Consider the following 24201-nt stretch of genomic DNA (forward strand, 5'->3'; position numbering starts at 1 on the left):
CCGTCAAGCATCTCCGGCGTGGTTCGGCGTGTCGCGCCTGATTCCGGTTCAGTCTGCCACCGCGCGGGATGCCCGTTCTGAGCCGCCATTCCGGTAGCGTATGGGCGTGATTCACCCCCGAAGCGCGGTACGCGCATGCATCTGAAGAGCCTGACCCTCAAGGGGTTCAAGTCCTTCGCGCAGCCGACCAGCTTCGTCTTCGAACCGGGCGTCACCTGCATCGTGGGTCCCAACGGATCGGGAAAGTCCAATGTGGTCGACGCCCTCGCCTGGGTCATGGGCGAGCAGGGAGCGAAGACTCTGCGCGGCGGAAAGATGGAGGACGTCATCTTCGCCGGCACCTCGACGAGAGGGCCGCTCGGTCGCGCCGAGGTGCAGCTCACGATCGACAACAGCGACGGCGCTCTGCCGATCGAATTCGCCGAGGTCACGATCAGCCGGACGCTGTTCCGCAACGGTGCCAGCGAGTACGCGATCAACGGCGAGAACTGTCGTCTGCTCGATCTGCAGGAACTCCTCAGCGATTCCGGTCTGGGGCGCGAGATGCACGTCATCGTGGGTCAGGGGCGCCTGGACACAGTGCTCCAAGCGTCGCCGGAGGATCGGCGAGGTTTCATCGAAGAAGCCGCCGGCATCCTCAAGCATCGCCGTCGCAAGGAGAAGACCCTCCGCAAGCTCGACGCGATGGAGACCAACCTCACCCGTCTGAGCGACCTCGCGGGCGAGATCCGACGCCAGCTCAAACCGCTGGGCAGGCAGGCCGAGATCGCCCGGGAAGCTCAGACGATCGCCGCGGTCGTGCGCGACGCCAAGGCCCGCATCTACGCGGACGACGTCGTGGCTCTGCGCACGGCGCTGGCCGATCACACGCGCACCGAGCACGAACGGCACACCGAGCGACTCGTACTGTCGGATCAGGCCGAGGCGGTGCGGGGGAGCATCGCGCGACTCGAGCAGGATCAGAACTCGGTAGCGGTGGATCGGGCGAGAAGCGTGGCGTTCGGTCTCGAGCAGGTGCAGGAGCGGATGCGCGGGTTGTACACGCTCGCCAATCAGCGACTCGCGCTGCTCGGCTCGGAAGAGGACGATGCGGCGGTGACGACCGTCACGGTCACACAGAGCACGATCGACGAGGCGAAGGACGAGATCTCCGAGATCGCCGCGGGCCTCGGCGACGCGCAGGACGCAGCGACCGTGGCGAGCCGCGAGGTGGTGCACGCGCGGGCGGAGCTCGACACCCTCGACGTCGACATCGCCGAGCAGAGCGCGCTCGTGTCGGAGTACGACATGCGGCTCAGCTCGCTGCGAGGAACGGCCGATGCGGCCGCATCAGCCCTCGCTGCGGTGCGCGGTGCGGTGTTGCGTCAGGAGAACGCGCTCCAGGCGGCGAACGCACGCCGCCGCGACGCAGCTGACGCCCTTGAGTCGATCGAAGATGCGGAGGCGCCCGAGGGCACGGCGGCAGAACACTCCGCGGCATACGAGAGTGCGCAGCGTGCGGCTACGGGGGCCGAGGCCGAGCGGGAGGCTCTCCGCGAGCGTCTGCACGCGGCAGAGCGCGAGGTCGATGCGCTCACAGCCAAGGCCGCAGCGCTCGGAAGCGCGCTCGCGATCTCAGGGGGCGCCGCCGAGATCGTGAAGGCGGGTGGCGCAGGTGTTCGCGGCCTCGTGGGCGACTCCGTGCAGGTCCGGAACGGGTTCGAGGCTGCGATCGCCGCCGTGCTGGGGCCGCTGACCGAAGGCGTTCTCGTCGAGAGGGCGTCCGACGCATTCGAGCTGGCACGTGAAGCGTCGGACCATCGCAGGGGAGTGGTGGATTTCGTGGCGTCGGACGCCGCGCATCCGTCGATCGAGCTGCCCGCGCTCGAAGGGGTGACGCCGGCTGTCGACACGGTCACGGCTCCGGATGGCGTGCTCGGAATCCTGTCGCACGTCGTCATCGCCGACAGTCTCGACGCAGCGCGTGGTGCGAGAGCCGCGCTCGACGTCGCGGGCGACACGACCACCACGATCGTCACGACGGCCGGCGATGTGATCACGGCGCAGACTCTTCGAACAGGATCCGGGGGCGAGCGCTCGCGTCTCGAACTCGCCGCCGAACGCGATGCGGCGAACGAGCGCCTGGCAGAGGTGCAGGTCATCGTCGATTCGCTGCGTGAGGCTCGCGAAGACGCGAACGAGGCCGTCGAGACTTCCCGTCGCCAGGCGAAGGATGCGCTTCGAGCCTTGCGCGAGCATGATGCCGCACTGGCCACCCATGCGGAGCAAGTGAACCGCATCACGGTCACCCACGAGTCGGCGGTCGCCGAGTGCGAGCGGCTCGAGGCCGGGCTCGCACAGGCGCAGAGCGCCGTGCACGACGCGGAGACGAAGGCCGAAGCGGCGAAGGCCGAACTGGACGCGGCGATCGCCGCCCCCCGGCCCGTGCTCGATGCCTCAGCGCGAGACGGTCTGCTCGAAGCACTCGAGATGGCCCGCGAGGGTGAAATCCGAGCACGGCTGGAGATAGAGACGCTGCGAGAGCGTGTGCGCGCTGCGCAGGCGCGCGTCGCCGGGCTCGAACGGCAACGCGAGCAGGAGCGAGACGCCGCGGCCGAGGCTGCGCGCCGGGCGGTCATCCGCCGCGCGCAACGGGAAGCAGCATCCGCAGTGGCGCAGGAGCTTCCGCGGATCCTCGACTCGATCGATCGATCTGTCACCGAGGCGCGCGTCGCACTGGCCGAGGCGGAGGCCACGCGATCGGCGCAGAACCAGGAGCTCACTGCACTTCGCGTGCAGGAGACATCCCTGCGTGAGAGGCTCGCGGGGCTCACTGAGAGCGTGCACGGCCTCGAGCTGCAGATCCATGAGAAGAAACTGCACCTCAACAGCCTGCTCGAGCGCGTCGCGTCGGAACTCGCGCTCGACGAAGATATTCTCATTGCGGAATATGGACCTGAACAGCTGGTTCCCCGCGATCCTGGAGTCGGGCACGCTGCGGATGAGACGCTCGATGACACGGCTGTTCCGTTCGATCGGCGGATCCAGCAGCGTCGGCTCGCCGAAGCCGAACGCAAGCTCGCTCAGCTCGGACGAGTGAACCCGCTGGCGCTCGAAGAGTTCGCGGCGCTCGAGCAGCGTCACGCATTCCTCACCGAGCAACTCGCAGACCTGACGCAGACGCGCCAGGATCTGCTGACGATCATCGCCGACCTCGACGAGCGGATGCAGACGATCTTCGCGAGCGCGTTCGAAGACACGAGAGTCGCGTTCGGCGAGGTGTTCCCGCTGCTGTTCCCCGGGGGGTCCGGAAGCATCTCGCTCACGGATCCTGAGAACATGCTCACGACGGGCATCGAGGTCTCGGTGCGTCCGGTGGGGAAGAAGATCGAGAGGCTGTCTCTGCTCTCCGGCGGTGAGCGCTCCCTCGCCGCAGTCGCTCTGCTGGTCGCGATCTTCAAAGCCCGTCCGAGCCCGTTCTACATCCTCGACGAGGTCGAGGCGGCGCTCGACGACGCCAACCTCGGCCGCCTGCTCACCGTGTTCGAGCAGCTTCGGGAGAGCTCGCAACTGCTCGTCATCACGCATCAGAAGCGCACCATGGAGATCGCCGATGCGCTCTACGGGGTCTCGATGCGGCAGGACGGCGTGTCGGCAGTCGTGGGACAGCGCGTGGGCGACCGCGCGGCGGCCGGCTGACGGCGCTACCCGTAGGCTGGAGTCATGGCGGAGAAGTCGTGGTCCCTCACTCGCGCGCTGCGTGGGATGTTCGTCAAGCCCACTATCGACGAGACGACATGGGAGGACCTCGAGACGGCCCTCATCACAGCCGACTTCGGCCCCGACATCAGCGAGCGGGTCGTCGAAGAACTGCGCGAGAAGGTCGAGCGCTACCGCACGACCGATCCGCAGGATCTCCAGCGGATGCTGCGAGAGACACTCGAGGAGCACTTCGCGAAGTTCGACACGACCCTGAAGCTCACCGAACGGCCGGCGGTCGTGCTGGTCGTGGGCGTCAACGGCGTCGGCAAGACCACGACGATCGGCAAGTTCACCAAGTTCCTCCGCGGGTTCCAGCGCAGCGTGGTGGTCGGAGCAGCCGACACGTTCCGCGCGGCCGCCGTCGATCAGCTCGCCACCTGGGCGCAGCGTGGTGGGGCGGCGATCGTCCGTCCTCAGCAAGAGGGCCAGGATCCGGCATCCGTCGCCTACCAGACCGTGGAGTTCGCCCAGCGGGAGGGCATCGAGATCGCGATCATCGACACGGCCGGCCGCTTGCACACCAAGGGAGGGCTGATGGACGAGCTCTCGAAGATCCGCAGGGTCATCGAGAAGCAGGCTCCCATCAGCGAGGTCCTTCTCGTCCTCGACGCCACCACGGGGCAGAACGGCGTGATGCAGGCGGAGGCATTCCTCCAGCACGCAGGCGTCACCGGTCTCGTCCTGACCAAGCTCGACGGCTCGGCGAAGGGCGGCTTCGTCCTCGCTGTGCAGGAGCGCACCGGCATCCCCGTCAAGCTCCTCGGTCAGGGCGAGGGCATCGACGATCTCACCGGTTTCACCCCCCATGTCTTCGTGAAGTCGCTCGTCGGCTGATTACGGGACTACCGCCGCGAGCACGAGGCTGGTTTCATAGCGTTATGGCGATCGAACACGACTACTTCGGCCTCCTGTCCTCCGGACCGGACGGATCGATCTTCTGGTCTGAGACAGTGGAGCTCGGCGACCAGAGCGTCACGGTCGATCTCACCGCTCCCGACCAGGACGATGTCTCCCCAGACGCGCTCGACATCGCCGCCTCTCTCATCGCGGGGCTCGAGAATGTCGACGACGTCGCCCGACGGGGCATGCTCGCGGAGGTCGATGACCGCACCAGCGAGGTCACCGAATACATCCTGCAGCAGCAGGAGGCCTACGGCGACGAACTCGAAGACGTCCTCGTCGACGTGAGCGGTGACGCCGCTGTCGACATCATCCGCTCGCTGCGTCTGATGAGCATGACGATCCTCGCCGACGAACACGGTGGATCCGAACCGTTCGCAGTGCTGGAGTACGCGCTCGACGCCACCACCACCGACGACGTGCTGCTCGTGAATCTCGGCTCGGACGGCAGCGTGCAGTCGGTGATGAGCGCCGACTGACGCTCGTCGTCTCGGGTGGCTCAGACCGCCTGAGCGAACCCGAGATCCGCGCTCTCGGCGATGTGGGACAGGTGCGGGGGGATCTCGCGCCCCTTCGACACCATCGACTGCGCCCACAGCCGACCCGCGCGGTATGACGAGCGCACGAGAGGCCCGGCCAGCACACCGAGGAAGCCGATTCGCTCCGCCTCCTCCTTGAACTCGACGAACTCCGAAGGCTTGACCCATCTGGCCACGGGCAGGTGGCGAGGGGACGGGCGCAGATACTGCGTGATGGTGATGATGTCGCAACCGGCGTCGTGCAGGTCGTTCAGCGCCTGCACGACCTCTTCCGGCTCCTCGCCCATGCCCAGGATCAGGTTGGACTTGGTGATGAGCCCGGCATCTCTCGCCTGTGTGATCACGTCGAGCGATCGCTCATATCGGAACGCCGGGCGGATCCGCTTGAAGATGCGCGGAACGGTCTCGACGTTGTGAGCGAACACCTCCGGGCGGGCGTCGAAGATCTGGCCGAGGAAAGCAGGATCGGCGTTGTGTTCATTGGCGAGCAGCTCGACACCGGTGTTCGGGTTCAGCTCATGGATCTTCCGCACGGTCTCGGCGTTGAGCCAGGCTCCGGTGTCGGGCAGATCGTCTCGTGCGACGCTGGTGACCGTCGCGTAGCGGAGGTTCATCCGCACGACGCTCTCGGCGACGCGACGCGGCTCGTCGGTGTCGTACGCGTCGGGCTTGCCCGTGTCGATCTGGCAGAAGTCGCATCGGCGGGTGCACTGCGATCCGCCGATGAGGAAGGTCGCCTCTCGGTCTTCCCAGCACTCGAAGATGTTGGGGCAGCCGGCCTCCTGGCAGACGGTGTGGAGATCCTCGCTCTTGACCAGCGAATGGAGGGCCGTGTACTCGGGGCCCATCTTGGCCTTCGTCTTGATCCACTCCGGCTTGCGTTCGATGGGGGTCTCGGCGTTACGGATCTCGAGGCGGAGGAGCTTGCGTCCTTCGGGTGCGGCGGTCATGCGAGTGCTCCTGTGTGCTCGGCTGTCGAATACTCGGCGAGGAAGGCGGCGGACACCGAGTCGGCGATGTCGAGGGGGGAGACATCGGCCCCGACGACCTCGCTCACGGTGGTGACGCCGGCGTCGGTGATCCCGCACGGGATGATGCCGCGGAATCCTGCGAGGCTGTTGTCGCAGTTGATCGCGAAGCCGTGCATCGTGACGCCCTGCTGCACGCGCACGCCGATCGCCGCGACCTTGTCTTCGGACAGCGGGCGGCGGACCCACACTCCGCTGCGCCCCGCCACCTGGTATCCGTCGACACCGAGTGGCCGGAGCACGTCGATCAGGATGCGCTCGAGGCGGCGCACGTGCGCGACGACGTCCATGGGCTCAGGCAGGCGGACGATCGGGTAGCCCACCAGCTGCCCCGGTCCGTGCCAGGTGATCTTTCCGCCGCGGTCGACATCGATCACCGGTGTGCCGTCCGTCGGGCGTTCGTGCGGCTCGGTCCGCTTGCCTGCGGTGTACACGGCTTGGTGCTCGAGCAGGACGAGCGTGTCAGGGCGAGTGCCGTCGACCACGTCTGCGTGGATACGGCGCTGCAGGTCCCAACCCTGCGTGTAGGGGACATAGTCCGGCGCGAGTCCGGGGATCATGATGTCGAGCATGCGAGGTCGCTCTCATTCAATTGATGGATTGCGTCTAAGAATACTCCTCCCCGACGTGGGGGCGTGCGACAGCGACGCGCGGTAGCGTGTTGACATGAGCAGCACGAGTCGGGCGGGGCGTCCTAAGGCGTCATCCCGTGAGACGCTCGCTGAGGCCGCCTGCGAGCTCTTCCTCGAGCGCGGCTACGACGCCACCTCCGTCGCCGACATCACGCAGCGTGCCGGAGTGAGCCGCTCCAGCTTCTTCAACTACTTCTCATCGAAGAGCGACGTGCTCTGGTCGGGCCTCGACGAGCGCATCGGCCGTGCCGTCGAAGACCTGGTCATCGTGCCCGAAGATCGCGACGGCACACGCGTCAAGCGCATTCTCTCGGAGCTCGTCGAGGACTTCGCGCCTGACAGCCTCGCTCTCGCGATGACGAACTCGTCGGCGATGGGCCTCGACGACGAACTCGAGCAGGATGCCGCGCTGCGCCAGGCCCGTCTCGCGGCGGCGCTGGCCGATCTGGCGCGCCGCTCGGGCGTCGCCGCTCTCACCGCGGACATCGTCGCGGCGACCTGGGCTGCCGCCGTACTCGCTGCTGTGCGCGCGTGGGCGGAGAGTGGTGCCGGACGAGGTTCCGTGGCTGACCGATTCGCTGACGCGGTGCGGTCGATCGGCCGATTGCCGTGGGTCTCGGCACAGGATTGAGCGGTGCCCGTCGACGTGATCGCGCGGCGGGCCCCTGGTCCCGTGGGTCCGCCTCGATCATGCTCACGGTCGGTGGTGCCGCGAACGCGGAGAACATCTCGGGATTCGCGTAAACTCAGTGTCACCATGGCTACCTTTGGCACGCTCTCCGATCGGCTCACCGAGACATTCCGCAACCTTCGCACGAAGGGAAAGCTCACCGCGGCCGACGTCGACGGCACGGTGCGCGAGATCCGTCGCGCGCTGCTCGATGCCGACGTCGCGCTGGCGGTCGTCAAGGAGTTCACCGCGAAGGTCCGCGAGCGAGCCCTGGGCGATGAGGTCAGCAAGGCTCTCAACCCCGCGCAGCAGGTCGTGCAGATCGTCAACGAAGAGCTCGTGCAGATCCTCGGCGGCGAGCAGCGTCGTCTGCAGTTCGCCAAGACGGCGCCGACTGTCATCATGCTCGCTGGACTCCAGGGATCCGGTAAGACCACCTTCGCCGGCAAGCTCGCGAAGCAGCTCGAGGGTGAGGGGCACACGCCCCTTCTCGTCGCCGCCGACCTGCAGCGTCCGAACGCCGTCAACCAGCTCCAGGTCGTGGCCGAGCAGGCCGGTGCGACGGTCTTCGCGCCTGAGCCCGGAAACGGCGTGGGCGACCCCGTCAAGGTGTCGCGCGACGGCGTCGAGCATGCACGCCGCCACCAGCATGATGTCGTCATCATCGACACCGCGGGACGTCTCGGTGTCGACGCAGAGCTCATGAAGCAGGCGTCGGACATCCGCAAGGCGACCGACCCCGACGAGGTTCTGTTCGTCATCGACGCCATGATCGGTCAGGATGCGGTCAACACGGCGCGCGCCTTCCAGGAGGGCGTCGACTTCACGGGTGTCGTCCTCTCGAAGCTCGACGGTGACGCCCGAGGCGGCGCCGCTCTCTCCGTCGCGTCCGTCACCGGACGCCCCATCATCTTCGCGTCGACCGGCGAGCGACTCGAAGACCTCGAGCCCTTCCACCCCGACCGCATGGCCAGTCGCATCCTCGACCTCGGCGACATCCTCACCCTCATCGAGCAGGCCCAGCAGGCCTTCGATGAGGAAGAGGCCGTCAAGATGGCCGAGAAGCTGGCGACGGAGCAGTTCACTCTCGAAGACTTCCTCGACCAGCTTCAGCAGATGAAGAAGATGGGCTCGATGAAGAAGATGCTGGGGATGCTCCCCGGCATGGGGCAGATGAAGCAGCAGCTCGAGGACTTCGACGAGCGCGAGATCGATCGCACAGAGGCGATCATCCGGTCCATGACACCGGGTGAGCGACGCAACCCGAAGGTGCTCAACGGTTCACGCCGTCTGCGCATCGCGCGTGGTTCGGGAATGACCGTCACGGACGTCAATCAGCTCGTCCAGCGCTTCGACCAGGCCGCCAAGATGATGAAGACCGTCGCGCGCGGCGGCACCCCGAACATCCCCGGAATGGGCTCCATGCCCGGAATGGGTAAGCCGGGTGCGTCGTCGAAACGCGGCAAGAAGGGCAAGTCCTCCGGTGGATCCCGTTCGGGCAACCCCGCCAAGCGCGCGGCGGAGAACGCCGGACTGACGCCCGCAGCGAACCCGACCGGATCGGGATTCGGCCTCGGCGGCGCCAAGGCGCCGAGTGAAGCCGACCTCGCCGAGATCCAGAAGCTCTTCGGCAAGAGCTGACGGGTCTTCACTGCTCGGCTGCGACGAGCGACCGGTTCGGAGGCTCGGTGCGTCGCTCGGGTCGCGCGAGCGCCGCGATCTGCCCGCCGACGAGCGCGACGAGAACGAGCGCGAGTCCGATCGACTGTGCGGTCGAGAATGTCTCCTGAGCGACGACGACGCCCAGGATCGTCGCGACGACGGGGGAGAGCAGGGCGAGCAGGCCGGGAGCGATGACGGGCAGGCGCTGGATGCCGCTGAACCAGAGCGTGTAGGCCAGCAGGCCCCCGACGGAGCCGAGCCAGATGTAGCCGAGTGCCGCGCCGGCGTCCAACGCGATCGGGAGTCCCTCGAAGACCAGCGTGAGCGGCAGGAGGAAGAGTCCACCCGCAGCCAGCTGCCACCCTGCATAGGCGACCGGACCCACGCCGGAGGGGCGACCCCACCGCTTGGTCAAGATCATGCCGAGTGCGGTCGCAGTCACACCGCCGAGGGCGGAGAGGATCCCGATCGTGTCGAGTTCGGCCGCGGGTCCGAGCACCACGAGCGCCACGCCTCCGGCGCCGACGACAGCTGCCGCAGCTGTCACAGGGCGGATGCGATCCCTCAGGACGAGCGCGGCCATGCCGAGGATGATCAGGGGCTGCACGCCCGCGACCGCTGCAGCGACTCCGCCGGGCAGCCTCTCCGCGGCGAGGAAGAGCAGTGGGAAGAACGCCCCGATGTTCAGGATGCCGAGAGCCAGTGACTTCAGCCACCAGTCGCGGAACGGCAGTGTGCGCCCGATGGCCAGGGCGATCAGGCCCGCGGGCAGCGATCGCAGCAGGCCCGCGAGGAGCGGGTGTCCTGCGGGCAGCAGCTCAGTCGTCACGAGGTAAGTCGTGCCCCAGGAGATGGGCGCCAGGGCCGTGAGCAGGAGCAGAGTGACTCGGTTCATGTCTTCAGGCTGCTCCAACCATGGGAATGAGTCCAACGCATGTTTGTCAACGCATCCATGAACAGCAATCATGAAAGTATGGACCTGCAGCAGCTGAGATATGTCGTCGAGGTCGCGTCCTCGTCGAGCTTCACCCGTGCGGCCGAGCGCTGCTTCGTGACACAGTCGGCGCTCAGTCATCAGATAGCTGCGCTCGAGCGCGAGATCGGACAGCGTCTTTTCGTGCGTTCGAGTCGGAGCGTCAGGACGACAGAGGCCGGGGAAGCATTCCTCCTGCATGCGAAGACCGCTGTGGCCGCAGCGGATCAGGCGCGCGAGGCCGCAGCAGCGGCCGCGGGTCGGGTGGTCGGCACACTTCGTCTCGGTGTGATCCCGACAGTCACCGCGATCTCCGTTCCGCTCGCGATCGCTCGATTCCGACAGGCGCACCCGGAGGCTCGGGTGCAGCTCACGATGGGCAACAGCGACGCTCTGGCCGCCGCTGTGCGGGAGGGCGAGCTCGACGTCGCGATGCTGGGCCTGCGCGCGGATGTCGTCCCCAGCGGCGTCGCCTCCCGAGAGCTCGCGCGCGAGAGCCTGGTCGCCGTCGTACCCTCGGCTCATCGACTCGCAGCGCGCGCGGAACTCGCGCTGGAAGACCTTGCCGGAGAAGTGTTCGCGGACTTCCCCGCCGGCACGTCGGGGCGTGCGCAGAGCGATGCGGCGTTCGCGGACTCCGGCATCCGACGCGACGTGTCGTTCGAAGCAGACTCTGCGGAGCTCATTCTCGGTCTCGTGTCGGCCGGACTCGCGATCACGCTGTTGGCGCCCGGCATCGTCGCGGCGTCGTCCGACGCGGTCGCGGTGAAGATCGTCGGCGGGCCGGTGCGCGTCGAGTACGTCGCCTGGGACCCGCGGGCGCCGAGGGCTGTCGCCTCCGCGCTCCTGGGCATCATCGGATCGATGACCGCGCAGCCCGACGACGAAGCGGGCCCGGAGGAATACTCCGGGCCCGCCCTCTCAGAATCCTGAGGTCACTTCACGTCTTCGTCGACCCAGTCCATCGACTTGCTGACGGCCTTGCGCCATAGACGAAGCTGACGGTCACGCTCGCCGTCTTCCATCGACGGCTCCCAGCGACGGTCTTCCTGCCAGTTGGCGGAGAGGTCGTCGAGACCGTTCCAGAAGCCGACCGCCAGACCCGCGGCGTACGCGGCACCCAGCGCGGTGGTCTCGGCGACGACCGGACGAACGACGGGCACACCGAGCACGTCGGCCTGGAACTGCATGAGCGCATCGTTCGCGACCATGCCGCCGTCGACCTTGAGCTCGGTGAGGTCGACACCGGCATCCGCGTTGACCGCGTCGAGAACGTCGCGGGTCTGGAACGCCACGGCCTCGAGCGCTGCGCGAGCGATGTGGTTCTTGTTCGCGTAACGGGTGAGGCCGACGATCGCACCGCGGGCATCCGGACGCCAGTACGGCGCGAACAGGCCCGAGAACGCGGGGACGATGTACACGCCGCCGTTGTCGTCGACCTGCTTGGCGAGCTCTTCGACCTCGGGAGCGGAGCTGATGATCCCGAGCTGGTCGCGGAGCCACTGGATCAGCGAACCGGTGACGGCGATCGAGCCCTCGAGAGCGTAGTGGGTCGGTCCGTCGCCGAGCTTGTAGCCGACGGTGGTCAGCAGCCCGTTCTTCGAGTGGACGATCTCCTCGCCCGTGTTGAAGATGAGGAAGCAGCCGGTGCCATAGGTGTTCTTGCTCTCACCCTGGTTGAATGCGGCCTGGCCGAACGTCGCGGCCTGCTGGTCGCCCAGAATGCCGGCGATCGGCGTCTCGCGCAGCAGTGACGAGTCCTCGGCGGCGCCGTACACCTCGGAGGAGGAGCGGATCTCTGGCATCATCGAGCGTGGAACGCCGAACGCCTCGAGGATGTCGTCGCGCCACTCGAGCGTCTCGAGATCCATGAACATCGTGCGCGAGGCGTTGGTGACATCGGTCACGTGCACACCGCCGTCCACGCCACCGGTGAGGTTCCAGAGCACCCAGCTGTCGGTCGTGCCGAAGACGAGGTCTCCCGCCTCGGCCTTCTCGCGTGCACCCTCGACGTTCTCGAGGATCCAGGCGATCTTGGTGCCGGAGAAGTAGGTGGCGAGGGGGAGACCCACGATGGGCTTGAACCGCTCGACGCCTCCGTCGGCCGCGAGGCGGTCGACGATCTCCTGCGTGCGGGTGTCCTGCCACACGATGGCGTTGTAGACGGCCTTGCCGGTCGTCTTGTCCCAGACGACTGCTGTCTCGCGCTGGTTGGTGATTCCGACCGCGGCGATGTCGTGGCGCGTCAGGTCGGCACGGCTCAGTGCGAGACCGATGACTTCCTGCACGTTGCGCCAGATCTCGGCAGGGTCATGCTCGACCCAGCCCGCCTTCGGGAGGATCTGCTCGTGCTCCTTCTGACCGGTCGCGACGATGCTGCCCTTCTTGTCGAAGATGATCGCGCGGCTGGAGGTGGTGCCCTGATCGATGGCGATGATGTAGTCGGCCATTGTGTTCTCCTTTGAAGTCAGGTTGCGGTTCAGGCGAGGTTGAGCAGGACGGGCGCGGCGACGGCGGCGAGGACACCACCGAGCAGCGGACCGACGACCGGGACCCACGAGTAGGACCAGTCGCTCGAGCCCTTGCCCTTGATCGGGAGGATCGCGTGGGCGATACGGGGTCCGAGGTCACGTGCAGGGTTGATCGCGTAGCCGGTGGGTCCACCGAGGGACGCGCCGATACCCACGACGACGAGCGCGACGGGCAGGGCGCTCAGCGGACCGAGGCCTCCGGGCGTTCCGATGTCGGCGACGCCGTAGTCAGCGAATGCGAAGATCGCGAACACCAGGACGAAGGTGCCGATGACCTCGGTGACGAGGTTCCAGCCGTAGGAGCGGATCGCAGGGCCCGTCGAGAAGACGCCGAGCTTGTTGGCGGGGTCGGGCTCCTCGTCGAAGTGCTGCTTGTAGGCGAGCCAGGTGAGGATCGCACCGACGATCGCACCGAGCAGCTCAGCGCCGGTCGCCACGGCGAACTGCGTGAAGTCGATCTTGCCTCCGACCAGGAGACCGATTCCGACAGCCGGGTTGAGGATGGCGCCCGAGTAGGCGGAGACGAGGACACCCACGAAGACCGCGAGACCCCATCCCCAGTTGACCATCAGGAAGCCGCCGCCGAAGCCCTTGTTCTTGGCAAGCGCGACGTTGGCGACGACACCACATCCGAGGAGGATCAGCATTGCGGTGCCGACGAACTCCGAGAGGAAGTAGAGACCGAGATTGACTTCAGTCATGTCTTCATTGACCTTTCTTGAGTACCAGAGCCCCATAGCACTGGCACTTGTTGGGAGTTGAGCCGCGTGGAGGGCGGCCTTCGGATCTCTCGTCAGCCGCGTGCGCGGGACGAGATCTGGAGTCCATGTCGATCGTTCAGCATCGTACGCGTCTGATCCAGCTCGGCATCATGGCGTGCACGATCCCAGTGGAGCAGAGGCGCCAGGGCTGCGGCAAGCTCTTCGAGCACATCCGCGTCGGCGTGACCGGTGAACGCGATGCTGGTGCGTCGCATGACGACATCCTGCAGACGCGCGACCATCTCGTTCTCGACCATCCAGGCGAGCTCCCGGGTGGAGAGGTCATCGCCGGCCAGGGGAGCGTCGTCACCCTGCTCGATGAACTCCCAGACCTGTGCCGCACGCGTTCCGTAGCGCGCGAGGAGGCGTTCTGCGCGTTCGCCGGCACCCGGGAGATTCTCCTGGATCCAGATCCGACGAGCCTTCTCGGTGCGCGGGAAGTCGCGGCCTCCGCCGATGGCTCGACCGGCGGTCGACACCGTGCGGGTGCGGCCGATCAGATTCAGCACGACATCGGAGAGGGACTCTCCGAGCGCGCGGAACGTCGTCCACTTGCCGCCGACGAGGCTCACGAGCGGCGCAGCGCCCTTGTCGTCCACCTCGATGCGGTAGTCGCGGGACACGAACCCGGGGGCCGTGTCCTCGTGGCGAGGAAGCGGACGGATGCCCGAGAAGTTGAAGACGATCTGCTCTCGCGTCACGTCGATAGTCGGGAACACGTGGTGGATCAGATCGAAGAAGTAGTCGATCTCCTCCTCGGTGCACACCGCAGCCTCTCGGGGATCCGCGTCGATGTCCGTCGTGCCGACGAGCACGCGGCCCTTGAGGGGGTAGATCAGCACGATGCGTCCGTCGGAGTGCTCGAAGAAGATCTCGCGTCCCCGCGTCGCCTCGAGGAGCTCGGGGTGATCGAGAACGATGTGCGAACCCTTGGTCCCGCCCATGAAGCGCGTGTCGTTGCCGAGCGCGTCGTTGGTGAGGTCCGTCCAGGGCCCCGATGCATTCACGACCACGTCTGCGGTGATCGAGAACTCGGTGCCGCTCTCACGATCGCGGAGCACGATCTTCTTGCCGTCGCGGGCGATCGCCTCGACGTAGTTCAGTGCGACGGCACCCGGGTGAGCCGCGCGTCCGTCCTGCAGCACGTCGAGCGCCAGACGCTCCGGGTCGTGCATGGAGGCGTCGTAGTACGTGGCCGTGTACTTGATGTTCGGGTCGAGCGAGGGCAGTTCGGCGAGCGACCGCTTGCGACCGAGGAAGCGGTGACGCGGGACCATGCCGCCGTCACGCGAGAACGTGTCGTAGATCGTGAGTCCGACCTTGATGAGGAACGCTCCTCGCTCCTGGGGCTTGCCGCTCTTGTGGGTGAGGAAGCGCAGGGGCGCGGACAGGATGCCCGAGAAGGTCGAGTAGATCGGGATCGTGGTCTCGAGCGGCTTCACATAGTGCGGCGCGATCTTGAGCAGACCGTTACGCTCCTCGACGGATTCACGGACGAGTCGGAACTCGCCGTTCTCGAGGTAGCGGATGCCGCCGTGGATCATGTGGCTCGAGGCCGCGGAGGCGCCGGAAGCGAAGTCTCCTCGTTCCACGAGCACGACATCGACGCCCTGAAGCGCGAGGTCGCGGAAAGCGGAGATCCCGTTGATACCGGCTCCGATGACAAGGACGCTCGTGCGTCCGGACTCACGGACGGCGCGGACTTCGGCGCGTTCCGGTGATGAGTGTGTCGACTCGATCATCTTCGACCCTTCTCTGTGCGTGCCCCCAGCTTCGACCCATGTGGCCACTGCGCGCAAGCCCGCTGCACATATGTGCAAAGATCGAGGCGAGGAGGCCCTCATGACCCAGCCTGACGCGGGATCCCGCGACTCGAAGCTGATCGCCGCGCTCACCGCAGCGCAGCTCTACTACATGCAGGACAAGACGATGGAGGTGATCGCGCAGGAGCTGAAGACCTCGAGGTCATCCGTGTCTCGTCTGCTCAGCTTCGCTCGCGAAAGCGGACTCGTCGACATCCGCATCAACTCTCCTCTGGAGAGACTGGGGATGCTCGAGCAGCGCATAAGAGACAGACACCGTCTGGTCGCGCACGTCGTACCCATACCCGAGATCGTCAGCGAGGTCGAACGGCTCGAGCGCGTGGCCCTGACGGCGGGGCGACTGCTGTCGCAGTTCGTCGACTCCAACATGATCGTGGGTGTCGCGTGGGGATCGACGATCAGCGCTGTGAGCCGAGGGCTCACTCAGAAGGAGACGCACAACACGACCTTCGTGCAGTTGAACGGCGCGGGCAACACGCAGACGAGTGGCGTCGAGTACTCGAGCGACATCCTGCAGCGCTTCGGCAGCGCGTTCGGCGCGCAGGTGCAGCAGTTCCCGGTGCCTGCGTTCTTCGATGACCCCTCGACGCGCGAGGCCATGTGGCGTGAGCGGAGCACTCGGCGAGTGCTCGATCTGCAGTCGAAGATGGACATCGCGGTGTTCAGTCTCGGTTCTCCGGCCGCCGAGGTGCCGAGCCGCGTGTACGTCGGTGGGTATCTCGGCCGCGACGACTACCGCAGCCTCCGCGAAGACCACGCGATCGGCGACGTGGCGACGGTCTTCTTCCGCGCGGACGGCTCGTGGAGGGACATCCGCGTGAACGCGCGCGCCACCGGTCCCGGCCTCGACAGACTGCGACGGGTGCCGCGGCGCGTCTGCGTCGTGTCGGGAGTGCCGAAGCTCGCGAGCCTTCGCGCCGCGATCGCCGCCGAGCTGATCACGGATGTGGTGCTCGACGAGGGGCTGGCGAGGCGTCTCGTCGAGGATTGACCCCTACGGCTCGTCAGTCGATGCTTCGGGGCCCGAACGGAACTCCCGGATCAGGTGCTGCACGACCGCGCCGAGGTCGCCGCCCGTGGCGTTCGCGATCGTCAGCTGCCGTTCGTAGCTCGCGCCGTTCGCGAGTATCGTCTCGATGCTGCCGAACTCCCGTCCGCAGCCGAGTTCGACCGCGATCGGTGCGAGCTCTTCGAGCACCTCGGACAGGTGCTCCCGCACGGGTCGCTGGGTTCCCGCCGAGTCCACGATCACTCGGGCGTCGAGGCCGTAGCGAGCCGCGCGCCACTTGTTCTCGCGGTGGTACCAGGCCTGCATCTCCGCGAGAGGGCGACCCTCGTCGAGCTGCCGGGAGAGGTGCTCGACCAGGACCTGAACGAGGGCGGCCACCGCTGCGAGCTCCGGCAGGGTCGAGAGGCCGTCGCAGGCACGCACTTCGATCGTTCCCCAGCGCGGTGCCGGCCGGATGTCCCAGCGCACTTCGGTGGCATCGGCCATGACGCCGGTTCGCACCATGTCGTCGAGGTAGGCCTCATAGTCGGACCAGTCGTCCAGCGGCCAGGGGAGTCCGGCAGTGGGCAGCTGCTGGAAGACGAGGGCACGGTTGGACGCGTACCCCGTTCGCTCACCTGCCCAGAACGGACTGGACGCCGCAAGCGCCTGCAGATGAGGGAGATAGGCCGCGAGGGCATTGATGATGGGAATGACCTTGCGCTGGTCCTCGACACCGATGTGCACGTGGATTCCCCAGATCATCATGTTGCGTCCCCACCACTGGGTGCGTTCGATCAGGGTGTGGTAGCGGGTCTTGTCGGTCACTTCCTGCTGATACCACTGCGCGAAGGGGTGGCTGCCAGCGGAGAGCAGCTCGATGCCGGCCGGGTCCGTCGCCGTGCGCACGGCCGAGATCGCATTGGCGATGTCGTCGATCGCGTGGCCCACCGAGTCACCGATGCCGCTGGTCACCTCGATCGTGTTGGTGAGCAGTTCGCCCGTGACAGTGTGGCGTTCGTCTGCGCTCTCGTGCTCGAGGGCTGACAGCAGCTCCGGTGCGCGGCCGACGAGATCACCGCTCACCGGATCGGCGAGCATGATCTCCCATTCGAGGCCTACGGTGGACCGGGCCGATGAGGCGAAATCGAGCTTCACGAGCTCAGTCTGACATGCGGTGTCGACGACACGGCAACCGCCGTGTCGTCCGGTTTCGCTCCTTGGCCGCGCATCTGGCAGAATAGAAGGTCGGACGACGTGCTCGACCCTCTATCCAGCACTCGTCCTCCCTATTTGAGCTTCCGCCGGGTGTGCACCCCACTCTCCAGGCGATCGGTTCGTTACCTTCCACACAATTCAGGAGAATCGTGGCTGTCAAGATTCGTCTCAAGCGCCTGGGCAAGATCCGTGCGCCGTACTACCGCATCGTCGTCGCCGACTCGAAGACCAAGCGCGATGGTCGCGTGATCGAGGAGATCGGCAAGTACCACCCCACCGAGGAGCCCTCGTTCATCGAGATCGACTCCGACCGTGCGCAGTACTGGCTCTCCGTCGGCGCGCAGCCGACCGAGCAGGTCGCAGCGCTGCTCAAGATCACGGGCGACTGGGGCAAGTTCAAGGGCGACAAGGACGCGAAGTCCACGCTCAAGGTCAAGGAGCCCAAGGTTCCGTTCGAGATCGACGCGTCCAAGAAGTCCGTCGTGAAGCCCAAGGTCGAGAAGAAGACCGAGGCTCCCGCCAAGGCCGATGCGGAGGCCGCTGAGGCTCCCGCCGCCGACGCCGAGTAATTCGTCGTGCTCGCCGCCGCGCTCGAACACATCGTCAAGGGGATCGTCGATCACCCCGAGGATGTCCGCATCAACGCTTCCACTTCGCCGAGAGGCGATCTCCTCGAGGTGCGCGTGCACCCCGACGACCGTGGACGCGTGATCGGGCGCGGCGGCCGCACCGCGAAAGCACTGCGTACGCTCATCTCCGCTCTTGCAGACGGGCGTCGTGTCCGTGTCGATGTCGCGGACGACTGACGTGGTGTCGACAGACCGCAATCAGGGCAAGAATCAGCTGCGTGTCGGGCGCCTCGTCAAGGCTCATGGCCTCAAGGGCGCTCTCAAGCTGGAGCTCTACACCGACAACCCCGAGCGGCGTTTCACTCCGGGGGCCGAGTTCACGTTGCAGGTGCCCGAGGCATCTCCGTGGCACGGCAAGACGGTCGTCGTCCGCGAATACCGCGTGATGAACGGCAACCCCGTCGTGTTCTTCAAGGACGTCGACGATCGCGAGGGTGCAGAGACCCTCGTCCGGGCGATCCTCTGGATCGATCAGGACAACGACGAGGTCGAGGACAACGCGTGGTTCGACCACCAGCTGGTCGGTCTCGACGTCGTCCGCGACGGAGTCGTGGTGGGCAAGGTCGCCCGAGTCGAGCACTTCCCGGCGCAGGATCTGCTCATCGTCAGGTCGGGCGAGCAGGACATCATGGTTCCGTTCGTCGAGGCGATCGTTCCGACGGTCGACCTCAGCGCCGGACGCGTCATCGTGACGCCACCCACCGGGCTCTTCGAAGAGCTCCCCGACGCTTCCGAGGCGACGGAGGCGGGGGAGTCCTCGGACTCCGACGCCACCAGCTGAGCACGGGTACGGTCTGCCCGTGCGCATCGACGTCCTCTCGATCTTCCCGTCGTACTTCGACGGACTGACGCTCTCGCTGCTCGGGAAGGCGCAGAGCGCCGGCATCCTCGACCTGCGCGTCCGCGACCTCCGCGACTGGACATCCGACCGTCACCGCACCGTGGACGACACCCCGTACGGGGGCGGGGCGGGGATGGTCATGAAGCCGGAGCCCTGGGGCCTCGCGCTCGACGAGCTCGCGTCGTCGGATCACTCCGATGGGGGGCGGCCGCCGACGATCATCTTCCCCTCTCCCGCCGGCGAGGTCTTCACTCAGGCCACTGCTCGTGACCTCAGCACCCGCGATCACCTCATCTTCGGATGCGGTCGGTACGAGGGCATCGACGAGCGGGTCTTCGAGTATGCCGCGTCGCTCGGCGAGGTGCGACTCATCAGCCTCGGCGACTACGTCCTCAACGGCGGAGAGGTCGCGACCATGGCGATGATCGAGGCGATCGGTCGACTGATCCCGGGCGTCGTGGGCAATCCGGAGAGCCTGGTCGAGGAGTCGCACGAAGACGGGCTTCTCGAGTACCCGTCCTACACGAAGCCGTCGGTATGGCGAGAGCGGCCCGTGCCCGAGGTGCTGTTGAGCGGCAACCATGCCGTGATCGCCTCATGGCGCCGCGATCAGCAGATCGAGCGCACGCGTCGCCGTCGTCCGGATCTGCTGCCGGACGACGAGAACTAGAGCATCCGCTCGGTTCCGCCGTCGATCTCGAACACCACGTCCTGCGGGTGCCTCAGCGACAACGCAGAGGCGGCGTCCAACCCTCTGAGGTCTGCTCGCAGCAGCCGGCCGAGCATCTCGTGACTGACGAGCAGAGGAACGCCCGTCGAAGCCCATCCGCACGATGACAGCGCCCGGCGGGCCCGCTCTCTCGCCTGGGCGTAGCTCTCACCTCCGGGAAACGCCCAGCCGTACCGGTTCGCGGCTCTGTCCGCCCGCGCCCCGGGATATCGCCGGTCGATCTCATCCCAGGTCATACCAGCCATCTCACCGTGATCGAGCTCGGCGAGCTCGGCGATCTCGACGAGTTCTGCGCCGATCCGATCGGCGATGATCAGCGCAGTCTGTCGTGCACGGCCCAGTGGGCTGGAGCAGACGGTCGTGATGCCGCGACCGATCATCCGCTCGCCGATGCTCTGCGCCTGTCTGATGCCTTCCGTGGTCAGAGGCGAATCGAGCTGTCCCTGAAGCCGATGCTCGAGATTCCAGCGGGTCTGCCCGTGCCGCACCAGGAACAGATGGCCTGGCACGCGGCGATCCTCCGGAATCATGCACTCAGGATCGCACAGCCTTGACGCGCCACGACCAGATCACTCGACGGAGCGCATTCGACGCCACGCGCAGCGCGTCGTCGGTTCCAGGAACGGAGGGGCCAGAGTCAGCGGACGCCGAGGAACGACCTGTCGGTGAGGATGATGGGACCGTCCGCCGTCACTGCGACGGTGTGCTCTGAGTGAGCGCCCCTGGATCCGTCGACGCTCCGAAGGGTCCAGCCATCAGGATCGGTCACGAGCTCGTCTGTCGTCTCGAGCAGCCACGGTTCGAGGGCGAACACCAGGCCCTCGCGCAGTGGGAATCCACGCCCGGCACGGCCGTCGTTCGGAACGTGCGGGTCGCCGTGCATGATGCGCCCCACACCGTGCCCGCCGAAATCGGTGTTGATCGAGTACCCCTCGCCGTGCGACACCGCAGCGATGGCGGCAGAGATGTCGCCGATTCGGTTGCCGACGACGGCTGCGCCGATCGCTGCTTCGAGCGCGCGCTCCGTCGTGTCGATGAGGCGAAGGTCTTCCTCGCGTGGGGTGCCCACGACGAACGAGAGGGCCGAGTCAGCCACCCAGCCGTCGACCGACACTGCGAAATCCAGGGAGACCAGGTCGCCGTCACGGAGCGTGTAGTCATGGGGGAGCCCGTGCAGCACCGCGTCATTGATCGACGTGCAGATCACCTTGCCGAAAGGGCTGGCGCCGAACGACGGGTGGTAGTCGATGTAGCACGACTCCGCTCCGGCCCTGCGGATCATCTCGTGCGCTCGGCGATCGATCGACAGCAGGTTCGTGCCGACCTTCGTCTCGTCGCGCAGGGTTGCCAGGGTCTCAGCCACGAAGCGACCGGCGGCGCGCATCTCATCGATCTCGGCAGGGGTGCGCAGTTCGATCATCGGGTGTCCTCTCGTCCACTCCATTCTCCCCGATCTCCCGGACACGGGTGTCCGGGGCGAGGTGGCGTGCTCACAGCGAACACCGGGACGACGCCGAACAGATCGTCGTACGATTTGAGACATGTGGTTGCGTCAGGCGTTCTTCCGGTGGCTGATTCCGGCGGCTTTCCTGCTTCCGCTCTGGCTGCTGGTGGGGTGGGGCGTCTTCCAGGGCGGGTGGGCGATCCTGTGGGTGCTGTTCATCGCCGTGCCCTCGGTCTTCGTCGGCCAGCTCCTCCTCACGCTCCTGACCCGATCCCGGCCGTCGGTGCGTGTCGAGCGGGCGGTCTCCTGGTGGGACGTCGGCGGCTTCGCGCTCTGGCACGGGTTGACCATCGCGGTCGGCTGCTTCATCGACGGAGCATTCGGCTGGCTGCTCGCGGCAGCGGTGGTTGTCGGAATCGGCCTGTTCTGGCTGCAGCTCTGGCAGCTGTGGAACGAGGCGAAGGGGAGCGGAGCGCGGATCCGCGAGACCATCGCGTGGTCCTCCGTGCCCGGCGTCGACGAACCGGCGCCAGCCACCCGAGCGCACGAAGTCATCGTCGTCCGCGAGAAGGACTCCCAGGACTGACGCCGCCGGGCACGGCGTTTTGGCCGTGTGCGGCATCCATGGCAGAATGAATGTTCGTGCCGTGACCGGCTCTGCCTCAGGGGAGCCCACGGACGCTTCGGCTCCGTTCAGCACACACCTCTTCTTGTTCCTACTTACATCATGCAACCGACCTGAGGCGAGTGCAGAGAGAGACGATCATGCAGATCCTCGACGCCGTCGACGCAGCATCGCTGCGTTCAGACGTTCCCGTCTTCAACCCCGGTGACACGGTCAACGTGCACGTGAACATCACCGAGGGCACCCGCTCGCGTATCCAGGTCTTCAAGGGCGTCGTCATCGGCCGCCAGGGAGACGGCGTGCGCGAGACCTTCACCGTTCGCAAGATCAGCTTCCAGGTGGGCGTCGAGCGTACGTTCCCGGTGCACTCCCCGGTGATCGACCACATCGAGGTCGTCACCCGCGGTGATGTGCGTCGCGCGAAGCTCTACTACCTCCGCCAGCTGCGGGGCAAGAAGGCGAAGATCAAGGAGAAGCGCGACAACTGACGCGCAGGTTCTCCACAGCACCCCGGGACACGATGTCCCGGGGTGCTGTGTTATCCCCGGGGTGTGCGACCCTTGATGATGCCGTCTCCGTGCGGTGCGAGACTGTGAAGGAACCCTCATGACGACTGACTCCGCCGCCGCGTCCACTCCACCCACGAAGCGGCGTCGCGGGTTCCTCGTCTTCCTGCGAGACGTCCTCGTCATCATCGTGATCGCGGCGCTCGTCTCCTTCGTCGTCAAGACCTTCGTCGTGCGCTCCTTCTACATTCCGTCGGCGTCGATGGAACGCACCCTGATGGTCAAAGATCGCATCCTCGTCGATGAGTTGACGCCCCGGTGGAACGACTACGAACGCGGCGATGTCGTCGTCTTCAAAGATCCGGGCGGGTGGCTCGACGGACAGCCGCAGACTCCGGCTCAGCCTCCGCTCGTCGAAGCCGTCGACTGGATGCTCAACGTCATCGGGATCTCGGCCACGGACTCGCAGGATCACCTCGTCAAGCGGGTGATCGGATTGCCGGGCGATCACGTCGTCTGCTGCAACGCCCTCGGTCAGATCACGGTGAACGGCGCGCCCATCGACGAGCTCGACTACCTGAACCTGCCGGACGGCGACACTGCCGCGTCGAACGAGCCCTTCGACGTGGTCGTGCCGGAGGGATCCCTCTGGATGCTGGGAGACAACCGGGATCGTTCGCGGGACTCGCGGGCGCATCAGGATCTCCCGAGTGGCGGATTCGTGCCGATCGAGAACGTCGTCGGCAAGGCGTTCTTCACCACGTGGCCCTTCGACCGCATGGGCACGATCGACGGCCACCACGACAGCTTCAACGGCGTCCCGGATCCGGAATGACAGTCGTCGCCCCCAAGCTCACTCTCGAGCGCAGGCTGCTGACGGACTGCGATCTGATCATCTCCCTCGATGAAGTCGGACGCGGTGCGCTTGCCGGGCCGGTGGCGGTCGGAGCTGCCGTGATGGATGCGGCAGGCGCGCGACGCCGCGTACCCGAAGGACTTCGGGATTCGAAACTCGTCACGGAGAGGCGCCGACCCGACGTCGCCGCCAGGGCCGCGGCATGGGTGCAGGCGTCAGGCGTCGGCTGGGCGAGTGCGGCGGAGGTCGACGCGGTGGGCATCATGCGGGCGCTCGGGCTCGCGGCGTCGCGCGCCGTGCAGAGCGTGGTGGACTCGGGAGTCGACCTCGACGGGGCGCTCGTGCTGCTCGACGGCAATCACGACTACGTCTCGCCCGTGCATCCGGTTCCGCTGCGCGTCCGACCGGTCGTCAAGGGCGACCGTGACTGCGCGTCGGTCTCAGCGGCCTCGGTGATCGCCAAGGTGGCCCGAGACACATACATGGCTGAGCTTCACGAGGGTCACCCCGCGTATCAATGGCACAGGAACAAGGGATATGCGAGCCTCGAGCATCGTGAGGCGATCAGGAGCCTCGGGCTCTCCGCGCACCATCGATCATCCTGGGCGATCGCAGATGTCCCGACGCTGTTCTGAGCCTGCGTGCGGTATCGCGGTGTCGCCGACTCTAGGATGGAGGGATCATGGATGAGGAAGCCTTCGACGATTACGACCGCGAGCTCGAGCTTGCGCTGTTCCGCGAATATCGCGACGTCGTCGCACAGTTCCAGTATGTGGTCGAGACCGAACGGCGGTTCTACCTCGCCAACGAGGTGAACGTCGTACGGCGCGACACCGAGCACGACTTCTACTTCGAGATCTCCATGAGTGACGTCTGGGTGTGGGACATCTACCGTGCCGACCGCTTCGTGAAGGCCGTACGCGTTCTGACGTTCAAGGATGTCAACGTCGAGGAGCTGCAGCGCCGCGAGTTCGAACTGCCGCAGGAGCTGTCCCTCGACGGAGAGTGACCTCTTCTGCACGGTCCGGGTTCCTGAGGAGTTGTCCGGGGGATCCGGGGCTTCGGCACTTTCGGAGCTCTGATCTTCGAGGTCGATCGACAGGC

25 protein-coding genes are annotated in these 24201 nt (G+C 66.5%); 16 read left to right on the forward strand and 9 right to left on the reverse strand.

The window, feature by feature from the left end:
* The first annotated feature begins 135 nt into the window (after window positions 1-135).
* Genes smc through QMA07_RS09095 form a run of 3 tightly spaced genes read left to right on the forward strand, consistent with a single transcriptional unit; the run spans window position 136 to window position 5120 of the window.
* Entirely contained in the window at window positions 136-3678 is a 3543-nt protein-coding gene (smc, locus tag QMA07_RS09085) for a chromosome segregation protein SMC (RefSeq protein WP_290161253.1), read from the forward strand.
* A gap of 24 nt (window positions 3679-3702) precedes the next feature.
* Window positions 3703-4575, forward strand: a complete 873-nt coding sequence (gene ftsY, locus QMA07_RS09090) for a signal recognition particle-docking protein FtsY (protein WP_290161254.1) — start codon at window positions 3703-3705, stop codon at window positions 4573-4575.
* Window positions 4576-4619: 44 nt separating this feature from the next.
* A complete protein-coding gene (locus tag QMA07_RS09095) occupies window positions 4620-5120 on the forward strand; it encodes a DUF2004 domain-containing protein (RefSeq protein WP_290161255.1) in 501 nt (166 codons plus the stop codon).
* A 20-nt stretch (window positions 5121-5140) separates the two neighbouring features.
* Here QMA07_RS09095 and lipA read toward each other — a convergent pair whose 3' ends face one another.
* Together lipA and lipB are read right to left on the reverse strand one after the other, a co-directional pair.
* Window positions 5141-6130: a lipoyl synthase gene (gene lipA / locus QMA07_RS09100; RefSeq protein ID WP_290161256.1), complete on the reverse strand. Its 990-nt coding sequence runs from the start codon at window positions 6128-6130 to the stop codon at window positions 5141-5143.
* Window positions 6127-6780 (reverse strand): lipoyl(octanoyl) transferase LipB, encoded by a 654-nt coding sequence (gene lipB, locus QMA07_RS09105; RefSeq protein WP_290161257.1) that lies wholly within the window; start codon window positions 6778-6780, stop codon window positions 6127-6129. Before lipB ends, lipA begins: the two co-directional genes overlap by 4 nt.
* 94 nt (window positions 6781-6874) lie before the next feature.
* Here lipB and QMA07_RS09110 point away from each other — a divergent pair, with 94 nt between their 5' ends.
* Window positions 6875-7471: a TetR/AcrR family transcriptional regulator gene (locus tag QMA07_RS09110; RefSeq protein ID WP_290161258.1), complete on the forward strand. Its 597-nt coding sequence runs from the start codon at window positions 6875-6877 to the stop codon at window positions 7469-7471.
* Window positions 7472-7597: 126 nt separating this feature from the next.
* Window positions 7598-9151, forward strand: coding sequence for a signal recognition particle protein (gene ffh, locus QMA07_RS09115; RefSeq protein WP_290161259.1), 1554 nt, complete (start codon window positions 7598-7600; stop codon window positions 9149-9151).
* 7 nt (window positions 9152-9158) lie between these two features.
* On the opposite strand, the gene QMA07_RS09120 is transcribed toward ffh, so the two are convergent.
* Window positions 9159-10067 (reverse strand): EamA family transporter, encoded by a 909-nt coding sequence (locus QMA07_RS09120; RefSeq protein WP_290161260.1) that lies wholly within the window; start codon window positions 10065-10067, stop codon window positions 9159-9161.
* Window positions 10068-10145: 78 nt separating this feature from the next.
* Between QMA07_RS09120 and QMA07_RS09125 the strand changes: the two genes are divergently transcribed.
* On the forward strand, window positions 10146-11078 hold the full coding sequence (locus QMA07_RS09125; protein WP_290161261.1) for a LysR family transcriptional regulator: 933 nt from the start codon (window positions 10146-10148) through the stop codon (window positions 11076-11078).
* Between the two features lie 2 nt (window positions 11079-11080).
* On the opposite strand, the gene glpK is transcribed toward QMA07_RS09125, so the two are convergent.
* The 3 genes from glpK to QMA07_RS09140 all read right to left on the reverse strand — a co-directional run bounded on the left by glpK (window position 11081) and on the right by QMA07_RS09140 (window position 15179).
* Window positions 11081-12595: a glycerol kinase GlpK gene (gene glpK, locus QMA07_RS09130; RefSeq protein ID WP_290161262.1), complete on the reverse strand. Its 1515-nt coding sequence runs from the start codon at window positions 12593-12595 to the stop codon at window positions 11081-11083.
* Window positions 12596-12624: 29 nt separating this feature from the next.
* Window positions 12625-13377 (reverse strand): MIP/aquaporin family protein, encoded by a 753-nt coding sequence (locus QMA07_RS09135; RefSeq protein ID WP_140036946.1) that lies wholly within the window; start codon window positions 13375-13377, stop codon window positions 12625-12627.
* A gap of 92 nt (window positions 13378-13469) precedes the next feature.
* Window positions 13470-15179 (reverse strand): glycerol-3-phosphate dehydrogenase/oxidase, encoded by a 1710-nt coding sequence (locus tag QMA07_RS09140; RefSeq protein ID WP_290161263.1) that lies wholly within the window; start codon window positions 15177-15179, stop codon window positions 13470-13472.
* Between the two features lie 100 nt (window positions 15180-15279).
* On the opposite strand from QMA07_RS09140, the gene QMA07_RS09145 reads away from it, so the two are divergent.
* Complete coding sequence (locus QMA07_RS09145) at window positions 15280-16251, forward strand: sugar-binding domain-containing protein (protein WP_290161264.1); 972 nt, start codon at window positions 15280-15282, stop codon at window positions 16249-16251.
* Between the two features lie 3 nt (window positions 16252-16254).
* Here the strand turns inward: QMA07_RS09145 and QMA07_RS09150 are convergent, their stop codons facing one another.
* Window positions 16255-17406 (reverse strand): glutamate--cysteine ligase, encoded by a 1152-nt coding sequence (locus QMA07_RS09150; protein WP_290161265.1) that lies wholly within the window; start codon window positions 17404-17406, stop codon window positions 16255-16257.
* 209 nt (window positions 17407-17615) lie between these two features.
* Between QMA07_RS09150 and rpsP the strand changes: the two genes are divergently transcribed.
* The 4 genes from rpsP to trmD are packed head-to-tail and all read left to right on the forward strand — an operon-like array spanning window position 17616 to window position 19606.
* Entirely contained in the window at window positions 17616-18035 is a 420-nt protein-coding gene (gene rpsP, locus QMA07_RS09155) for a 30S ribosomal protein S16 (protein ID WP_140036950.1), read from the forward strand.
* A 6-nt stretch (window positions 18036-18041) separates the two neighbouring features.
* Window positions 18042-18272: an RNA-binding protein gene (locus QMA07_RS09160; RefSeq protein WP_042541671.1), complete on the forward strand. Its 231-nt coding sequence runs from the start codon at window positions 18042-18044 to the stop codon at window positions 18270-18272.
* Complete coding sequence (rimM, locus tag QMA07_RS09165) at window positions 18256-18876, forward strand: ribosome maturation factor RimM (RefSeq protein ID WP_290161267.1); 621 nt, start codon at window positions 18256-18258, stop codon at window positions 18874-18876. The genes QMA07_RS09160 and rimM overlap by 17 nt, the downstream gene beginning before the upstream one ends.
* A 19-nt stretch (window positions 18877-18895) precedes the next feature.
* Complete coding sequence (gene trmD, locus QMA07_RS09170) at window positions 18896-19606, forward strand: tRNA (guanosine(37)-N1)-methyltransferase TrmD (RefSeq protein ID WP_290161268.1); 711 nt, start codon at window positions 18896-18898, stop codon at window positions 19604-19606.
* Here trmD and QMA07_RS09175 read toward each other — a convergent pair.
* Together QMA07_RS09175 and map are read right to left on the reverse strand one after the other, a co-directional pair.
* A complete protein-coding gene (locus tag QMA07_RS09175) occupies window positions 19603-20175 on the reverse strand; it encodes a histidine phosphatase family protein (RefSeq protein ID WP_290161269.1) in 573 nt (190 codons plus the stop codon). The two genes, trmD and QMA07_RS09175, sit on opposite strands and share 4 nt — an antisense overlap.
* A 128-nt stretch (window positions 20176-20303) precedes the next feature.
* Window positions 20304-21086 (reverse strand): type I methionyl aminopeptidase, encoded by a 783-nt coding sequence (gene map, locus QMA07_RS09180; RefSeq protein WP_290161270.1) that lies wholly within the window; start codon window positions 21084-21086, stop codon window positions 20304-20306.
* 121 nt (window positions 21087-21207) lie between these two features.
* On the opposite strand from map, the gene QMA07_RS09185 reads away from it, so the two are divergent.
* From QMA07_RS09185 to QMA07_RS09205, 5 genes are all read left to right on the forward strand, one after another.
* The gene (locus tag QMA07_RS09185) at window positions 21208-21696 is read left to right on the forward strand and encodes an MFS transporter permease (RefSeq protein ID WP_290161271.1); all 489 of its coding nucleotides are present in this window, start codon (window positions 21208-21210) and stop codon (window positions 21694-21696) included.
* Between the two features lie 179 nt (window positions 21697-21875).
* Window positions 21876-22223 (forward strand): 50S ribosomal protein L19, encoded by a 348-nt coding sequence (gene rplS / locus QMA07_RS09190; protein ID WP_042542128.1) that lies wholly within the window; start codon window positions 21876-21878, stop codon window positions 22221-22223.
* A gap of 118 nt (window positions 22224-22341) precedes the next feature.
* Window positions 22342-23076, forward strand: coding sequence for a signal peptidase I (gene lepB / locus QMA07_RS09195; protein WP_290161272.1), 735 nt, complete (start codon window positions 22342-22344; stop codon window positions 23074-23076).
* Window positions 23073-23732 (forward strand): ribonuclease HII, encoded by a 660-nt coding sequence (locus QMA07_RS09200; RefSeq protein WP_290161273.1) that lies wholly within the window; start codon window positions 23073-23075, stop codon window positions 23730-23732. Before lepB ends, QMA07_RS09200 begins: the two co-directional genes overlap by 4 nt.
* A 47-nt stretch (window positions 23733-23779) precedes the next feature.
* The gene (locus QMA07_RS09205; protein ID WP_042541663.1) at window positions 23780-24106 is read left to right on the forward strand and encodes a DUF2469 family protein; all 327 of its coding nucleotides are present in this window, start codon (window positions 23780-23782) and stop codon (window positions 24104-24106) included.
* Window positions 24107-24201 lie beyond the last annotated feature (95 nt).

Origin of the sequence: Microbacterium sp. APC 3901, from assembly GCF_030407765.1 — a bacterium.
In the GTDB taxonomy this organism is placed as follows: domain Bacteria; phylum Actinomycetota; class Actinomycetes; order Actinomycetales; family Microbacteriaceae; genus Microbacterium.

Bases quoted from the DNA above. Each gene is read 5' to 3' on its own strand.
- QMA07_RS09095 (WP_290161255.1), top strand. From the start codon at position 4,620: ATGGCGATCGAACACGACTACTTCGGCCTCCTGTCCTCCGGACCGGAC.
- QMA07_RS09200 (WP_290161273.1), top strand. From the start codon at position 23,073: ATGACAGTCGTCGCCCCCAAGCTCACTCTCGAGCGCAGGCTGCTGACG.
- QMA07_RS09125 (WP_290161261.1), top strand. From the start codon at position 10,146: ATGGACCTGCAGCAGCTGAGATATGTCGTCGAGGTCGCGTCCTCGTCG.
- lipB (WP_290161257.1), bottom strand. From the start codon at position 6,780: ATGCTCGACATCATGATCCCCGGACTCGCGCCGGACTATGTCCCCTAC.
- lipA (WP_290161256.1), bottom strand. From the start codon at position 6,130: ATGACCGCCGCACCCGAAGGACGCAAGCTCCTCCGCCTCGAGATCCGT.
- QMA07_RS09205 (WP_042541663.1), top strand. From the start codon at position 23,780: ATGGATGAGGAAGCCTTCGACGATTACGACCGCGAGCTCGAGCTTGCG.
- lepB (WP_290161272.1), top strand. From the start codon at position 22,342: ATGACGACTGACTCCGCCGCCGCGTCCACTCCACCCACGAAGCGGCGT.
- QMA07_RS09185 (WP_290161271.1), top strand. From the start codon at position 21,208: ATGTGGTTGCGTCAGGCGTTCTTCCGGTGGCTGATTCCGGCGGCTTTC.
- glpK (WP_290161262.1), bottom strand. From the start codon at position 12,595: ATGGCCGACTACATCATCGCCATCGATCAGGGCACCACCTCCAGCCGC.
- ffh (WP_290161259.1), top strand. From the start codon at position 7,598: ATGGCTACCTTTGGCACGCTCTCCGATCGGCTCACCGAGACATTCCGC.
- QMA07_RS09120 (WP_290161260.1), bottom strand. From the start codon at position 10,067: ATGAACCGAGTCACTCTGCTCCTGCTCACGGCCCTGGCGCCCATCTCC.
- smc (WP_290161253.1), top strand. From the start codon at position 136: ATGCATCTGAAGAGCCTGACCCTCAAGGGGTTCAAGTCCTTCGCGCAG.
- QMA07_RS09135 (WP_140036946.1), bottom strand. From the start codon at position 13,377: ATGACTGAAGTCAATCTCGGTCTCTACTTCCTCTCGGAGTTCGTCGGC.
- map (WP_290161270.1), bottom strand. From the start codon at position 21,086: ATGATCGAACTGCGCACCCCTGCCGAGATCGATGAGATGCGCGCCGCC.
- ftsY (WP_290161254.1), top strand. From the start codon at position 3,703: ATGGCGGAGAAGTCGTGGTCCCTCACTCGCGCGCTGCGTGGGATGTTC.
- QMA07_RS09145 (WP_290161264.1), top strand. From the start codon at position 15,280: ATGACCCAGCCTGACGCGGGATCCCGCGACTCGAAGCTGATCGCCGCG.
- rimM (WP_290161267.1), top strand. From the start codon at position 18,256: ATGTCGCGGACGACTGACGTGGTGTCGACAGACCGCAATCAGGGCAAG.
- QMA07_RS09140 (WP_290161263.1), bottom strand. From the start codon at position 15,179: ATGATCGAGTCGACACACTCATCACCGGAACGCGCCGAAGTCCGCGCC.
- QMA07_RS09110 (WP_290161258.1), top strand. From the start codon at position 6,875: ATGAGCAGCACGAGTCGGGCGGGGCGTCCTAAGGCGTCATCCCGTGAG.
- rplS (WP_042542128.1), top strand. From the start codon at position 21,876: ATGCAGATCCTCGACGCCGTCGACGCAGCATCGCTGCGTTCAGACGTT.